We start from the raw sequence: 13896 nt of genomic DNA, 5'->3' as shown, positions 1-13896 counted from the left end.
GGCACTCAGTCGTTTAAGTGCGCTGTCCAGCGCGAAAAGTAGCCGTAATCAACAGGAGCAAACGTGGTGTACGCGATCGTCAAGGCCGGGGGCCGTCAGGAAAAGGTTTCTGTCGGAACCGTCGTGGTTGTTGACAGGATGGAAGGTGAAGTCGGCGATACCGTCGAACTCGAACCCATCATGCTCGTTGACGGGGATAAGATCACCACGGCTGCCGATGGCATTTCGGCGAAGGTTACCGCGGAAATTGTGCGCGATGAAAAGGGACCGAAGATCTCCATCATCAAGTTCAAGAACAAGACGGGTTACCGGAAGCGCCAGGGGCATCGTCAGCCCCTGACCCGCCTCAAGGTCACCGGCATCCAATAGGATCTGCCGCGTCAGCAGCTAGTTTTGAGATAGTAAGAAGGTAGACAGATGGCACATAAGAAGGGCGCCTCTTCCTCGCGCAACGGGCGCGACTCCAATGCCCAGCGCCTCGGGGTGAAGCGGTACGGCGGTCAGGTAGTATCCGCCGGTGAAATTCTCGTTCGCCAGCGTGGCACGAAGTTCCATCCGGGTAATAACGTCGGGCGCGGCAAGGATGATACCCTGTTCGCTACCGCAGCCGGAACGGTCCAGTTCGGTACCCGTCGCGACCGCAAGGTTGTCGACGTCGTGACCCAGGCTTAAGGCGGAGCGGCCCGAGCGCCGCACGCACCTATGATGAGGGGTGGGGGATTGAACCTCCACCCCGTCATTCGTTAACGCGGGCTCGGTGCGCGAGTACCGGCTACGCAGACGTCCATCTACTCGCGGCGGTTAAGCCGCCGCGGTGACGCGTCAGCACTACAGAAAAAGGGGAGGGCATACGTGGCCTCGTTCGTCGATAAGGTGACCTTGCACTTGCGCGCCGGCAACGGTGGAAATGGATGCGTTTCGGTGCGTCGGGAAAAGTACAAGCCTCTCGGGGGGCCCGACGGCGCCAATGGCGGCCATGGGGGTTCCATCATTTTTGAGGTGGATTCCCAAGAATCTACCCTCATGGACTACCACCACACCCCGCACCGTAGCGCGGAAAACGGCCAGCCCGGAGCCGGTGATAACCAGCGGGGCAAGAACGGCGCGGATCTGGTGCTCAAGGTTCCGGCGGGGACGGTCGTGAAAAACAGCGAGGGCGACGTGCTTGCGGATCTCGTGAGCCCCGGGGATTCTTTCGAGGTAGCACGCGGGGGAGTAGGCGGACTCGGAAATGCGGCCCTCGCTTCTCCGCGCCGCAAGGCACCCGGTTTCGCTCTACTCGGGGAAGCCGGCGAAGAACTCGATGTTGTTCTCGAATTGAAATCGGTGGCTGATGTTGCCCTGGTGGGCTTCCCCTCCGCCGGGAAATCCTCTCTCATCGCGGCTATGTCCGCTGCTCGCCCGAAAATTGCCGATTATCCGTTCACCACTCTTGTTCCGAACCTCGGTGTGGTGACCGCTGGCGAGGAGCGCTACACCATTGCCGATGTTCCCGGCCTCATTCCCGGGGCTTCGGAAGGGCGCGGGCTCGGGCTGGAGTTTTTACGTCATATTGAGCGCTGCGCTGTTATTGCGCACGTCATCGACTGCGCCACGCTAGAGCCGGGGCGGGATCCGCTCACGGACCTGGATACCCTCGAATACGAACTGGCCCGCTACGCGGCCAATATCCCGCCCACCGAAGGCCAGCTTCCTCTCACCGAACGCCCCCGCGTGGTGATTCTCAATAAAATTGATGTCCCGGATGCGCGGGAACTTGCCGAATTTGTGACCCCGGAGTTGCGCGACCGCGGCCTCGATGTTTTTTCTGTCTCCACCGCCAGCCACGAAGGGCTGCGTGAGCTCTCCTTCTACCTGGCCCGGGTGGTGCGCGAAGAAAAGGCGAATCGCGAGGTTGCTGAACCGGTGCGCCCGGTGCTACATCTGACGCGGGAACGCGATGATCGTTTCACTATCGTCAAGCGGCGCGACGGCATGCAGGAGTTCTGGAATGTGCGCGGGCGCCAGCCCGAACGCTGGGTGGGGCAAACGGACTTCGCCAATGATGAGGCGGTCGGGTACCTGGGGGAGCGGCTTCACCGGCTGGGCATCGAGGACGAGCTGGCTCGTTTGGGTGCGGTGCCAGGCGATATGGTGGTCATTGGCCCGCCGCAGACCGGTTTCGTTTTCGATTGGGAACCAACCGTTGCCGCCGTCGCTGAAATTTACGGGCCGCGCGGGCGCGATATCCGGGTGGAAGCCGAGCGCTCGCGCCCCACCCGCCGCGAAAAGCGCGCCGATTTTTACGAGCGCATGGATGCCAAAGAGGAAGCCCGGCAGGAATTGCGTTCCGAACGGGAGGCCGGCATATGGACGGATCCGCAGGCAGGGACCCCGGAAGGGGACTAAACTATCCTGCGGTGTCCCGAACCATCAGATAAGAAAGAGTGACTCGTGTCCGGTACCTCATCCACCTCGCTGACCCGGCGTGACTGCCTTGAGAACTCCCGTCGAATAGTCATTAAAGTGGGATCCTCCTCCTTGACGGGGCCGGACGGTGCCCTGCACCAGGAAACCCTCGATCTTCTTGTCAACACCATTGCGGACGTGCACGCCCGCGGGGTGGATGTGGTGCTGGTATCCTCCGGCGCGGTGGCGGCCGGTATCGGGCCGCTCAAGCTGGGCCGTCCGCGTTCCCTGCGGGAAAAGCAGGCCGCGGCCATGGTGGGCCAGTCCCGCCTCATGGCTGCGTACGAGGAACGCTTTGAAGCGCATGGCATTAGCGTGGGCCAGGTGCTCCTCACCGCCTCTGATGTCACGAACCGGCGCCACTACGCCAATGCGCTTACGGCGATGCGTACGCTTTTGCGTTTGCGGGTGGTTCCGATTGTTAATGAGAACGACGCCGTTGCCACTGACGAATTGCGCTTCGGTGATAATGACCGGCTGGCCGCACTGACCGCCCACCTTGTGGGTGCCGGCACTCTTATTTTGCTCACGGATGTGGATGGCCTGTATACCAAGCCCCCCAGCGAAGCGGGCGCCACCCGCATTGCGGAGGTGACCGGCGAGGAAGACCTCGCCGGACTGCGGATTACCGGGCGGGGTTCGGCGGTCGGAACCGGGGGAATGCGCACCAAGGTGGCGGCGGCCGAATTGGCAACCTCGGGTGGCGTCGGCGTGATTCTCACCCACGTTGATAATGTGCAGCGGGCCGTGGCCGGGGAGAATGTGGGAACCTGGTTCGTGCCGAGCAAACGGCATGTGTCCGCGCGGGGGCGCTGGATGGAATTCGCGGCGCGGGCCCGGGGGCGGGTTACATTGGACGACGGCGCCGTTGCGGCGGTCACGGGCAATCACGCATCTTTGCTCCCGGTGGGAGTCATCGGGGTCTCGGGCCGTTTTGCGGCCGGGGATATCGTGGAACTTTGTGATGGGCACGGAGAAGTTATTGCCCGGGGTCTGAGTGCCTATAGCGTGGAAGAACTGATCGAGCTGGTGGGAAGCACCGGGGCGCGCGGCAAGAAGCCGGTGGTGCACGCCAATGACATCGTGCTCTTGGGCTCCTAACTGGTCACGCCGTTAGCATCACCTGTCCCAGGTGCGGGTGCACCGCCTTTGGCGTGTGCCGGTCGAGCGTGCTTCAATGGCATCCGCACAGGAACGCTGCGGCGTGCACAAATCTGTGTTACGTCTTACTTTACGGACCTGTAACTACGGGAAACGTGCATAATTTTGCACTAGCTGTGCAGGGTGGTATTTTTATTCGCCCAGGTTGTAGCGCTGACACCCGAGAGTTTAGCGAAGTATTGCATCACCTTGATCGAATAGTAATCACGATAAATGAATAGTGATATGCGCAAAAAACCCTCGTGTTTGTCTTGCCTATTGGACAATAAAGATCTAGCGTTATCGCAAGTGCTTATATAGCACCCTCGCAATCGCTCGGAATACCCGAGCCGACGAAGAACGGAGAATTCGATGTCGCAGTTTGTCACGCTCCAGGGCCTCACCTCCAGCATGTGCGCGGACTATCGAATTACCATGGCGCATTGGCGCCGCTGGCATCACCACTTTATGAGCGCGCGCCTTCTTGCGCCTGCCAGTGCCCCCTCTGCCCGTCTTCGTCCCGATAGTGAGTACTAATGACCATCCAATTGACCACCCTGTGCACCACCACGAATGAGGAAGTTTTAAGAGAAACATTTTTAGGAGTCGATCTCTCGGCGCTCGGCGGCGGGGAGAATCTTTGCGGCGACGGCGCAGCTGCGCGCCCAGCCCACGGGGCTTCCATCGCGCACCTGGCCTCCTGCGCGGATGCGGCCTGGAAAGGCGGACTTGATTTCGTCCAGTTTTCCGGGGAATTCGTACTTCCCGGTGCCCGCGTCGCCTCCGCGATGGAAACGGCAAGCCGCCTAGGTCCACGTGCCCGCGGTGATATCGCGGTAGAAGTACCCGCCACGGCCCAGGCTTTACGGGAAGCGGTGGCCAGAACCCAGCAGGACTCCAGCGATACCCCGGCTCTGGTAAGTCTTCCGATCACCCCGGCTACCGACCTCGCGGCCCTGCGCAGCGACGTGGAAAATGCTATTGCGGCCGGGGTACGCCTCATGCCGCACGTGCGCGCTGAAGATGTCCCGAATCTGAATCTGCGGGCAATCTGCGGTATTTCCCCGATGATGCGCCTCTCCGCGCCCGATGCGCACCGCGCCCGCGAAGCCCGTTTCGCTTTGAGGGCGGCGGCAGAAGAATACGATACCGACCTGCAGGTCCTCCTCGACATGACCGTCATTATTTCGGCTACCCGCACCGCTGCTCGCGAACGCCTCTTCCTGGTGCAGGCCCTGGGCGGTCCGGATTTCACCCGCAGCGCTCACGTGGTGGGAACGGTCTACGATGTTGCGGATACCACCGAGTCCTGGCTGGGGATGGGTGCGGCAGATGGCATCATCTACCGGCCTACCTCCATCCGCACCGATTTAGCTTCGCTGGTGCGCGGAGTACTTCCGGTGCTTTTCGGGCGCGCTGAAATTTCCTAATTTTTCTGGGGAGTAATGAGGGGCGAACTGGTTGATTCCAGTTCGCCCCTCGGTGCTTGGCGGAAAGTCGGTAGCTTATTCAGCCTGTTGTGCGGATTCCTCAGCTTCGTGAGCGGCGAGACGGGCGCGAATCTCGTCCATATCCAGCTCCTTGACCTGGCCGATCAGATCCTCGAGCGGACCGGCCGGCAGCGCCCCGGCCTGCTCAAAGACGCGGATACCATCGCGGAAAGCCATAATGGTCGGAATCGCCTGAATCTGGAAATGCGCCGCGAGCTCCGGGCTATCCTCGGTGCTTACCTTCCCGAAGGTGATATCGGGGTGCTTTTCGGAAGCCTTTTCGTAAATCGGGCTGAATGCACGGCAGGGTCCGCACCAGCTCGCCCAGAAGTCCAGCAGCACGATGCCTTCGTGTACGGTCTCGTTGAAGTTCTCAGTGGTGACAGTAACGGTTGCCATGGTTCTCCTCAAATTTGTTGGAAATCTCGCTACCTGCAACGCGGGGGCGGGCGGCGCTATTCCCATGAGATTGCCCGAATATATATGAGTGCTCCTCATTCCCGCTCGCTGTTCCTCTTCGGTGTTCCTATTCGGTAACGGGGGCCTTTCTGGCCTAAAGTAGAGACTATGACCGCAACGTTAACCGAGGGCGTGGCCGAGGTAGCCCGCCGCGCGCGCCAGGCTGCGCGTTCTTTGCGCGGGGCGCAGACCACGTCGAAAAATGATGCTCTTTGCCGTATCGCCGCAATTTTGCGTAGGGAAACCGCTCGTATCGTGGCGGCAAATGCGCAGGATGTGGCCCGGGAACAGGGTCGGCTTTCCCCGGGAATGATTGATCGCCTCCTCCTCACCGAAGAACGCATCGAGGGCATTGCCCAGGCGGTAGAACACGTGGTGGGCTTGGCTGACCCGGTTGGCGAAGTGATCCGCGGTTCGCGCTCGGCTCACGGCATGCGTTTGCGCCAGGTGCGGGTTCCCATGGGCGTGATTGGCATGATTTATGAGGCCCGCCCCAATGTAACGGTCGATGCTGCCACCCTGGCCCTCAAAGCGGGTTCCGCGGTGATACTGCGCGGGGGGAGTGCTGCTATACGCACCAACGAGGTGCTGGTCGAGCTCATGCGGCAAGCGGTAGCGGAGGCCGGCTTCCCGGCCGACTGCGTGCAGACCATTGATGCTTTCGGGCGCGAAGGCACCGTAGAACTCATGAAATTGCGCGGCCTGGTAGATCTTATTATTCCGCGCGGAGGCGCAGGTCTGATCCAGACGGTCGTGCGCGAATCCTTAGTTCCCGCCATCGAAACCGGGGTGGGCAATAATCACGTGTACGTGGATGCCAGCGCCGATGTGGAGCGGGCTAGCGCCGTCGTCGTTAATTCCAAAACGCATCGGACAAGCGTGTGCAATGCGGCCGAAACGCTTCTTGTCCACGCGGATATCGCACCGGACTTCATGCCTCGGATTTTGCGTGAACTTCATGAGCGCGGTGTGATCTTGCATTGCGATGCCGCGGCCCAGCGTTTCGCCGGGGATGTTCCCACCCAGCTCGCCACGCAAGAAGATTGGGAAACTGAATATTTGGCCCCGGAGATGGCCGTGGCGGTTGTTCCCGATATCGAGGCGGCGCTCGCGCATATTGCCCGCTATTCAAGCGGTCATACCGAAGCTATCGTGGCCGAAAATCAGCGTGCCATTAATCGTTTCATCGATGAGGTGGATTGCGCCGCCATTATGGTGAATGCTTCGACGCGTTTCACGGACGGTGGCGAATTTGGGCTCGGCGCGGAAATTGGTATCTCCACTCAAAAACTGCATGCGCGCGGACCTATGGGACTGGAAGAAATGACCACGACGACGTGGATTGCAGAGGGCGAGGGGCATGTCCGATAAATCCGATAAAGACGAACCGGTGCAAATTCCTTTCGACGAACGCAAGCACCGGCGTCGGCGGATCGGGGTGATGGGTGGAACTTTCGATCCGATTCACCACGGACACCTGGTGGCCGCCTCGGAAGTGCAGCATCGTTTCGGGCTGGACGAGGTGGTTTTCGTGCCCACCGGCCGCCCCGCTTTCAAACAGGGCCAGCACGTAAGCCCGGCCGAACATCGCTACCTCATGGCTGTTATTGCCACCGCGTCGAATACCCGCTTTACGGTATCGCGGGTGGATATTGAGCGGCGCGGCCTGACGTACACCGTGGATACCCTGCGGGATTTGCGTGAGGTCTACCCGGATGCGGATCTGTACTTCATTACCGGAGCAGATGTTATTCCGGAGATTTTGCGCTGGAAGAACGCCGAGGAACTGTGGGGGATGGCCCGCTTTATCGGCGTCACGCGCCCCGGGCACACGATTGATGTTTCCGCGCTGCCCAAACACGCCGTGGAAATTGTGGAGGTTCCTGCCATGGCGATCTCCTCGACGGATGTGCGCGAACGGGTGCAAGCTCACGCACCCATTTGGTATTTGGTGCCCGAAGGCGTGGTGCAGCACATTAGAAAATACAAACTTTATGCCCAGCGCGAGGCACCGGGTAAGCTTGATCAAGGACGGTCGTACCGAGAGGAGAAGAAATGAGCGAGGGCGGGCGGCGCCTCACACGCAGCGAGATGCGCGAGCGCGGACTCTTGAAACCTCTCGAAGAAGGCGAGGCTTCGCCGGTGGAAGAATTGCGGCGCACCCGGGATATTCCGGTGGTGCGAGCAACGCGGCGGCGGGCTATTCTTGCCGAGCGTGCCGAAGCAGCTGAGGAGGTAGAAGCCACCGCGCAGCCCGCGGTAGCGACGCCCGATCCCGGTGCGGTGTTGGATGCCGGTACGGTTTCGGTTCCCGATCCGGTGCCTTCCCCGGCCCCGACGGGTGAGCGTATCTCAGTTTTCGACCGTTTCGAAGCCGATACTCAAGCACGTATCGGTGAAGATGACCACTCGCTCGTGCCCCCGCTTACGGCCTCCGCACCAGCGGCCGCGCCCGAACCTGCTCTGGAAGCCGAGGCCGCGCCCGAGTTTTCCGAAGGTGGTAGCTTGCGGGAGCGTTTGCTGGCCCGCACCCAAAACGATGCTTTGCGTGCCTCCGGTGCGCAGGGTGATGCAGCGCCAGAAGTAGAAGAGGCCGGGAACGACGCCGCAGCGGCGTTGTCGCCCGCTTCCGTTTCCGCGGCGCAGCCGGACCTGCATGCCACGGACCCGCTTACCCCGGATCCGCTCGCGCACGAGTATGTGGACGAGGATGAACTCGAAGATGAGTCCTCGCCGCGCCGTTGGACGGTGACTATGCTTCTCCTCATTGCGGTGAGCGTCGTGCTCGGCCTGGTCATTGGCTTCTTCTTCTTGCAGCATGGCGCGCAGGCCGCGTCCTTTGAATATGTAACCCCCGGTATTATCCCCGACATCAAGGAGATCTTGTGACAGCTTCGGATCGTGCGATAGAGCTCGCCCGTATTGGAGCCGCGGCAGCGGCGGAGGTGAAAGCGACATCGATTGAAGCTCTCGATGTTGGTGAGCGTTTCGCCATTTCCGATGTTTTCCTCATCATTTCCGGTGATTCGGAACCGAAAGTGCGCGCCATCGTGGATCGCGTGGAGGAAAAACTCGATGAGGCCGGCGGGCAGCGTTTGCGCCGCGAGGGACTCACTTTCGACCCGCGGTGGGTGCTCCTCGATTACGGGGAACTCATTGTGCATATCCAACGCGATGAGGACCGCGCTGATTACGCCCTCGCGCGTTTGTGGGCTGATTGCCCGCACGTGGATCTTCAGCTCGATGATGAGGCGGTTATCGCCGGGGATCCGGCGCCTGTAACGCCGGAGGTTGCCTCGGAATCACGGGACCCCGAGACGGCCGGTTCCGCTGAGGCGCATGCATGACGGCAGATCGCATCCTGCTCTGGCGCCACGGCCAAACTGATTACAACCTGGCTTGGCGCATCCAGGGCTCCACAGATATTCCCCTCAATGCGGTCGGGCTCGGTCAGGCTCGCTACGTGGCCCCCCACATCGCTGCTGCCGGCCCGGCGCATTTTGTGGCATCCCCGCTGCAACGGGCCTATGCCACCGCACTTGAGGCTGCCCGTCTAGTTGATCGTGAAGTGGCAACTGATGCGCGGTTACAAGAACGCTGTTTCGGGCAGTTCGAAGGCTTGACCCGCACTGAGATCGCGGAGCGCTATCCGCGTGAATTTGCACAGTGGCGCGCGGGGGAGGAGCCCGTGGGCGTCGGGGTAGAAACGAAGGAACATGTTGGCGCGCGCGTGGCCGCGGCCATTACCGAGGCCAGCGAAGGTATGGATGGGGGCCTGCTGGTTGTGACCGCGCACGGCGCGGCGATTACCTGCGGGCTCGGGGTGCTTCTCGGCTGCGGGGCTGATTGGCAGGGCCTGGGCGGCCTGGATAACTGCCACTGGGCTATGTTGCAGCGGCGTAAGAACGGGAATGTGCAGTGGCGCCTCACCGGCTTCAACCGTTTCCTCGCGGACGAGCACGATCCGGTGAAGAACTTTGAGGTGGAAGGGCCGGAAGGCTAGGCTCCCACCAGGAAGAATGCGATGCTCGACACAAAGTCGAGTTCTGATTTGCCAAGCGTTTCTTCTCCGACTAAAGTTCTATAAGTCGCTTGGGGCTATGGCGCAGTTGGTAGCGCGCTTCCATGGCATGGAAGAGGTCAGGGGTTCGAATCCCCTTAGCTCCACCAAATACACTGCTGGTGTTGATATATTTGGCAATCATGCAATAAAACCCCGGTCAATTCCTAATTTTCAGTTTTAGGTGTATCGGCCACGTTTTATGTCCATATATTTTTTAGACAGGGATTCTGGGAACTTTTGGGCCAGGGAGTCTGCCTGAGTTGATGGACGGGCCCCTAAGTGTCCATAGGCCTTGGAACAATAGAACCTCCACCGTGGCCGAAAGCAACACTGTGGTACCGAGTGAGAAGCTCTAGCATATGTGGCCCACAACGTCTCTCATCTGTACGCAGAGACACTACTTCTCGTATCCTAAGAAAAATCAAGGTAGACGTAACCCCGGCGATTCAGCCGAAGCTGGTGATCGTTCCGGGGTCTTCGCCACCAGTTTACCGTGGGAGGAAAGGATGTCAACGTTAGCAGGTACGTGGGATCGGGCCGTTATGTTGCATTTGCTCTCCGAGGAACGTATGGGCACCTATCTGATAGCCACTAACGGTAATGTAGATGATGCTTTTGGCCTCTATGAACGCAACATTCGCATTGCCTCTGCCCTACAAAGGGTGACTGCGATGGTGGAAGTCGTGGTACGTAACGCTATGGATGCCCTCATTGCAATACGCTTTCCCGAACGGACACAAAGATATCTGGACACGACAGAAACAGGTCTCAGCAATGCTGGGCAATATGACGTTTATCCGTAACCGCGCGGCGCACCTCGAGCCGGTTTTTCGGCGTAACGTCGCTAAAGACATCACGGAAGCTAGACATCTTATGCACTGGGTGAACCCAGAAGCACTGCTGTGGTTTGATGACACGCTGAATATTGATGATGTAATAAGCCGCTAGAGTCACATCAATCTGCCATCGTGGAACCTACACGTCAAAAAGAGCTGACACAATTATTGAGGAAGTTACTGACTCGGGTTCCAGAGCGAGAGGAAAGCGACACCTAGATGCCACGAGTACGCCATCGGTTGGGAGTGCTGAGCTCCGGTGGGAACATCACCTTTGCGCAACGCGAATTCACTCGCCCTACGAACGTGCTATTCGACGTCGACGGCACTCTTACCGATGCCAGTTCGCGGGTGCTCCCGGAAAATATCCGGGCACTCCAGCAACTCCACGCTGCCGGCATTCCCATTACCCTGGCCACCGGGCGAATCATTGCCGGGGCTGCCGATATCCTCGCGGAGGCGGGCGTTCCCGGATGGGTGGTGGCCGAAGGCGGTTCCATCGTCTGGGACGGGCACACGGTAGTGCGCCGTCATCCGCTCGGCGCTGCGACCTATGCGCGTGCGGTCCGATTCGCGGAGGAACACCGGCTCGGGATGGTTGTTAATGGCGAAGAAGGCGTCGTCGTGCAAAGCTTTGGGGCGCCCTTGTTTGAGGACGTTATTTGCAACGCTTCCGCGGGGCGGGAACCGCTCCGCGGCGACGTCGCCGCCCTTGCGGCCGATACCATAACGAAGCTCTCATTCTCCGGAACTGAAACCCAGCTGGACCGGCTGCAAGAACTCTGGCAGGCAGCTTTTCCCGGGGCGGTGCGCGGGCATGCTCATTTTGTTGATGTGGTTGCTCCGGGCGTGACCAAGTGGGAAGGAATAGAGCTGGCGCTGCGGGCGCGCGGCCTCGAAGCGGAACATACGCTGGGGGTGGGGGATTCCGCCAATGATATTCCCTGGATGCGGGAGATCGCGCTGAGCTACGCAATGCCGCAGGCCAGTGCCGAGACTCAGGCTGCCGCCCGGTGGATCCTCCCGGCGGGTCCGGCTCCTGTTGCCGATCTGGTTGCTGCGGTGCTGCGGTGATATTTGCCGAGTGTCACTATTTTGCGCTCACGCGAAGTATTGGAAAGTAGCTCACATATCCACTATGTTATGGGGTATGAGTCACAATATTAAAGGAAGTGCGCTACCGCATGTGGTCATCGTCGGAGGTGGCTTTGCCGGTATCCAAGCGGCACGTGGCCTTCGCCAGGCACCCGTGCGGGTAACGCTCATTGATAAAAATCCGTACACCACGTTCAAGCCGCTGCTTTTCCAAGTGGCTGCGGGCGCGCTCAACGCGGGGGATATTACCTACAACCTGCGTGCACTACGGAGCAAGCAAAAGAATCTGCGTTTTGTGCTCGGGGAACTCCAGCACGTGGATACCGGCAATAAGCTCATCGAGCTCGATGATGAGCGCACGATGTCTTATGACTATCTCGTCCTCGCCACCGGCGTGAGCGCAGCATACTTTGGTATTCAGGGAGCCGCGGAACACACCTTGCCGATGTACACGCGCGATGAAGCGCTTGCAGTCCGCGACCGGCTCTACGGGCTGCTGGACGGCATGGATGCGGTTGACAATCCCGGGCCTTTCCGGGTGGTTGTGTGCGGTGCGGGCCCCACCGGAGTGGAAACCGCCGGCGCTATTGCCGAACTACGCAATTTTGATTTTGAGACGTTGTACCCCGGCATTGATACCGAGCAGTGTGAGATCATCCTCGTGGATATGGCCCCCACGGTTCTCGGGCCTTTCGATGAGAAGAGCCGCAACGCCGCCCACCGCGCTCTTGAAGATCGCGGCGTCAAGGTGCTTCTCAACCAGGCCGTTTCCGCGGTGGAAGAGAATCGCATCCTGGTGAAGAACACCAAGACGGAAGAGGAACAGTGGATTGATGCTTCGCTGATCGTCTGGTCTTCCGGTGTGGGTGTTCCGCCCGAAGTCAAGGAATGGAACGTGCCGCAAGGGGCGCGGGGGCGTATCCAGGTGAACGAACACTTCCAGGTGGAAGGGGTCGACGGCGTTTTCGCTGCCGGCGACGTAGCTGTGAGCGGCGAACGCGGCCTACCGCAGCTGGCCCAGCCGGCTATCCAGGGCGGGCGGCATATCGCCAAGGTTATCTCCAATAACCTGGCGGGCAAGGAGACTGAGCCGTTCGACTACTTCGACAAGGGCACCATGGCCACCGTGGGCGTTGGTTTCGCGGTTACCGAAATTCCGCATCTGCCGGCTATTACCGGAAAGTTTTCCTGGCTTATGTGGAATGCCGTGCATATTCAGCAGCTCCAATCCGGGCGGGAAATGTTCGCGACTTTCACCAACCTTGTCTCGAAGTACTTCCTCTTCCCCAAGCGCCACGATGTCATCGTGGGCGATTTCCACCGCTTCTCGCGTCGGGCACGCCAGGGAATCGTGAGCGCCTCCCCGAAGCTGGATGCTCAAGAGCTCGAGAAAGCTGAAGCGTAGCGTGCCGGTGGCACCGCCAATAATGGTGGTGCCCACGCTGAACCGGAATGCGGCGGGCCCAGGGGTGGTTACCTCAAGATTTTCTGTCGTAACCTCATGCCATCATTCAGGTATGAATGAGATACTGCCAGAAGATGTCCAGGTAGCCCTATCCCTCGGCCCGCCGCCAGGTTCCGTGCTGGATCTGGCCTATTCGCGGTGGCCGCTTCGGATAGCTACCCTTAGTTGGTACCTACCCGCCTCCGGCGGGTAGTGAAATGAGTACGCGCGCTTCCACTTTCTTGGTATTTTAAGTGTGAAGTGCCCCGGGTCATGATCCCGTCGTGGCCATCGCTCGTTACGGAAGGAATACTCATGAGCGAACAGAATAACCAGTTCCCTGATAATAACCCCGGTTATGGTCAGCAGAGCGCCCAGCCGGAACAGCAGTCCTACCAGCAGGGTTTTGATCAGCAGAATCAGCAAACCCAGCAGAATCAGGCGCAGGGCCAGGGCTATATTCCCGCCCCGCAGCAGGGCCAGTGGGCGCCTTCGGCGTACTCGGCGCCGGGCTACGGCTACCCGCCCCAGCCCCAGCAGCCGCAGAATCCCTCCGGCTTCGCGGCACTGTTCTCCACGAACTTCTCCACCCGGGTGGCGCGGTCCATCGCACCGATCATCATGATCCTCGCCTTCATTGTGGCCGGCTGCCACGTGCTCGTCTCGCTTTTCGCGATGATTAGCGTCTTTGGCGAATACACGCCTGCCATGGTTGCGCTTGCCGGAGTTCTCAGCTTCCTCCTCAGCCTCGTGGTTGCTGTCCTTATTATTGGCGGTGCCCGGTTGCTCTGCGAAGCAGCCATCAAAGACGAACAGTAGTCGGAGCGCAGCACACTACCGCCGGGCCCTCCGGAGCTAAAAATCCGGATACCCAAGCTGGCGAAACCCACCAGCGGGCTGATACATCGCGATGTATCAGCC

Annotated in this window: 15 protein-coding genes and 1 tRNA gene; 15 read left to right on the top strand and 1 reads right to left on the bottom strand. The window is 60.1% G+C overall.

What is annotated here, in order from left to right; genetic code table 11:
* The first annotated feature begins 63 nt into the window (after positions 1-63).
* The 5 genes from rplU to ACRQEG_RS01900 all read left to right on the top strand — a co-directional run bounded on the left by rplU (position 64) and on the right by ACRQEG_RS01900 (position 5018).
* On the top strand, positions 64-369 hold the full coding sequence (rplU, locus tag ACRQEG_RS01920; RefSeq protein WP_016442902.1) for a 50S ribosomal protein L21: 306 nt from the start codon (positions 64-66) through the stop codon (positions 367-369).
* Positions 370-417: 48 nt separating this feature from the next.
* Positions 418-672 carry a 50S ribosomal protein L27 gene (rpmA, locus tag ACRQEG_RS01915; protein WP_016442901.1) on the top strand — a complete coding sequence of 85 codons (255 nt, stop codon included), beginning with the start codon at positions 418-420 and terminating at the stop codon, positions 670-672.
* A 180-nt stretch (positions 673-852) separates the two neighbouring features.
* The gene (gene obgE / locus ACRQEG_RS01910) at positions 853-2388 is read left to right on the top strand and encodes a GTPase ObgE (RefSeq protein WP_016442900.1); all 1536 of its coding nucleotides are present in this window, start codon (positions 853-855) and stop codon (positions 2386-2388) included.
* 45 nt (positions 2389-2433) lie between these two features.
* Positions 2434-3549 (top strand): glutamate 5-kinase, encoded by a 1116-nt coding sequence (gene proB, locus ACRQEG_RS01905; protein WP_016442899.1) that lies wholly within the window; start codon positions 2434-2436, stop codon positions 3547-3549.
* A 575-nt stretch (positions 3550-4124) separates the two neighbouring features.
* Positions 4125-5018 carry a hypothetical protein gene (locus ACRQEG_RS01900; protein WP_016442897.1) on the top strand — a complete coding sequence of 298 codons (894 nt, stop codon included), beginning with the start codon at positions 4125-4127 and terminating at the stop codon, positions 5016-5018.
* Between the two features lie 75 nt (positions 5019-5093).
* Here ACRQEG_RS01900 and trxA read toward each other — a convergent pair whose 3' ends face one another.
* Positions 5094-5477 carry a thioredoxin gene (trxA, locus tag ACRQEG_RS01895; RefSeq protein ID WP_016442896.1) on the bottom strand — a complete coding sequence of 128 codons (384 nt, stop codon included), beginning with the start codon at positions 5475-5477 and terminating at the stop codon, positions 5094-5096.
* A 168-nt stretch (positions 5478-5645) separates the two neighbouring features.
* Here trxA and ACRQEG_RS01890 point away from each other — a divergent pair, with 168 nt between their 5' ends.
* The 10 genes from ACRQEG_RS01890 (at position 5646) to ACRQEG_RS01845 (ending at position 13794) form a co-directional block, all read left to right on the top strand.
* Positions 5646-6908: a glutamate-5-semialdehyde dehydrogenase gene (locus ACRQEG_RS01890; protein ID WP_016442895.1), complete on the top strand. Its 1263-nt coding sequence runs from the start codon at positions 5646-5648 to the stop codon at positions 6906-6908.
* Entirely contained in the window at positions 6898-7596 is a 699-nt protein-coding gene (gene nadD, locus ACRQEG_RS01885; RefSeq protein WP_016442894.1) for a nicotinate-nucleotide adenylyltransferase, read from the top strand. Before ACRQEG_RS01890 ends, nadD begins: the two co-directional genes overlap by 11 nt.
* Positions 7593-8426, top strand: a complete 834-nt coding sequence (locus ACRQEG_RS01880) for a hypothetical protein (protein WP_016442893.1) — start codon at positions 7593-7595, stop codon at positions 8424-8426. Before nadD ends, ACRQEG_RS01880 begins: the two co-directional genes overlap by 4 nt.
* Positions 8423-8884: a ribosome silencing factor gene (rsfS, locus tag ACRQEG_RS01875; protein ID WP_016442892.1), complete on the top strand. Its 462-nt coding sequence runs from the start codon at positions 8423-8425 to the stop codon at positions 8882-8884. Before ACRQEG_RS01880 ends, rsfS begins: the two co-directional genes overlap by 4 nt.
* The gene (locus ACRQEG_RS01870) at positions 8881-9540 is read left to right on the top strand and encodes a histidine phosphatase family protein (RefSeq protein WP_016442891.1); all 660 of its coding nucleotides are present in this window, start codon (positions 8881-8883) and stop codon (positions 9538-9540) included. Before rsfS ends, ACRQEG_RS01870 begins: the two co-directional genes overlap by 4 nt.
* A 91-nt stretch (positions 9541-9631) precedes the next feature.
* Positions 9632-9707, top strand: a tRNA-Ala gene (locus tag ACRQEG_RS01865).
* A gap of 399 nt (positions 9708-10106) precedes the next feature.
* Positions 10107-10403: a hypothetical protein gene (locus tag ACRQEG_RS01860; protein ID WP_016442890.1), complete on the top strand. Its 297-nt coding sequence runs from the start codon at positions 10107-10109 to the stop codon at positions 10401-10403.
* Positions 10404-10655: 252 nt separating this feature from the next.
* Positions 10656-11510, top strand: a complete 855-nt coding sequence (locus ACRQEG_RS01855) for an HAD family hydrolase (RefSeq protein ID WP_016442888.1) — start codon at positions 10656-10658, stop codon at positions 11508-11510.
* 76 nt (positions 11511-11586) lie between these two features.
* On the top strand, positions 11587-12936 hold the full coding sequence (locus ACRQEG_RS01850) for an NAD(P)/FAD-dependent oxidoreductase (RefSeq protein WP_039898878.1): 1350 nt from the start codon (positions 11587-11589) through the stop codon (positions 12934-12936).
* A 354-nt stretch (positions 12937-13290) separates the two neighbouring features.
* A complete protein-coding gene (locus ACRQEG_RS01845) occupies positions 13291-13794 on the top strand; it encodes a DUF4282 domain-containing protein (RefSeq protein WP_016442886.1) in 504 nt (167 codons plus the stop codon).
* Positions 13795-13896: the final 102 nt, after the last annotated feature.

The sequence above is a fragment of the Actinotignum stranguriae genome, from assembly GCF_051265215.1.
Lineage (GTDB): Bacteria > Actinomycetota > Actinomycetes > Actinomycetales > Actinomycetaceae > Actinotignum > Actinotignum schaalii_C.
This window is presented reverse-complemented; position numbering and strand designations above follow the sequence as displayed.

Excerpts from the sequence above, each read along its gene's own strand:
- ACRQEG_RS01890 (WP_016442895.1), top strand. The coding sequence starts at position 5,646 with ATGACCGCAACGTTAACCGAGGGCGTGGCCGAGGTAGCCCGCCGCGCG.
- ACRQEG_RS01880 (WP_016442893.1), top strand. The coding sequence starts at position 7,593 with ATGAGCGAGGGCGGGCGGCGCCTCACACGCAGCGAGATGCGCGAGCGC.
- ACRQEG_RS01870 (WP_016442891.1), top strand. The coding sequence starts at position 8,881 with ATGACGGCAGATCGCATCCTGCTCTGGCGCCACGGCCAAACTGATTAC.
- ACRQEG_RS01855 (WP_016442888.1), top strand. The coding sequence starts at position 10,656 with ATGCCACGAGTACGCCATCGGTTGGGAGTGCTGAGCTCCGGTGGGAAC.
- trxA (WP_016442896.1), bottom strand. The coding sequence starts at position 5,477 with ATGGCAACCGTTACTGTCACCACTGAGAACTTCAACGAGACCGTACAC.
- ACRQEG_RS01900 (WP_016442897.1), top strand. The coding sequence starts at position 4,125 with ATGACCATCCAATTGACCACCCTGTGCACCACCACGAATGAGGAAGTT.
- ACRQEG_RS01845 (WP_016442886.1), top strand. The coding sequence starts at position 13,291 with ATGAGCGAACAGAATAACCAGTTCCCTGATAATAACCCCGGTTATGGT.
- rpmA (WP_016442901.1), top strand. The coding sequence starts at position 418 with ATGGCACATAAGAAGGGCGCCTCTTCCTCGCGCAACGGGCGCGACTCC.
- ACRQEG_RS01850 (WP_039898878.1), top strand. The coding sequence starts at position 11,587 with ATGAGTCACAATATTAAAGGAAGTGCGCTACCGCATGTGGTCATCGTC.
- ACRQEG_RS01860 (WP_016442890.1), top strand. The coding sequence starts at position 10,107 with ATGTCAACGTTAGCAGGTACGTGGGATCGGGCCGTTATGTTGCATTTG.
- nadD (WP_016442894.1), top strand. The coding sequence starts at position 6,898 with ATGTCCGATAAATCCGATAAAGACGAACCGGTGCAAATTCCTTTCGAC.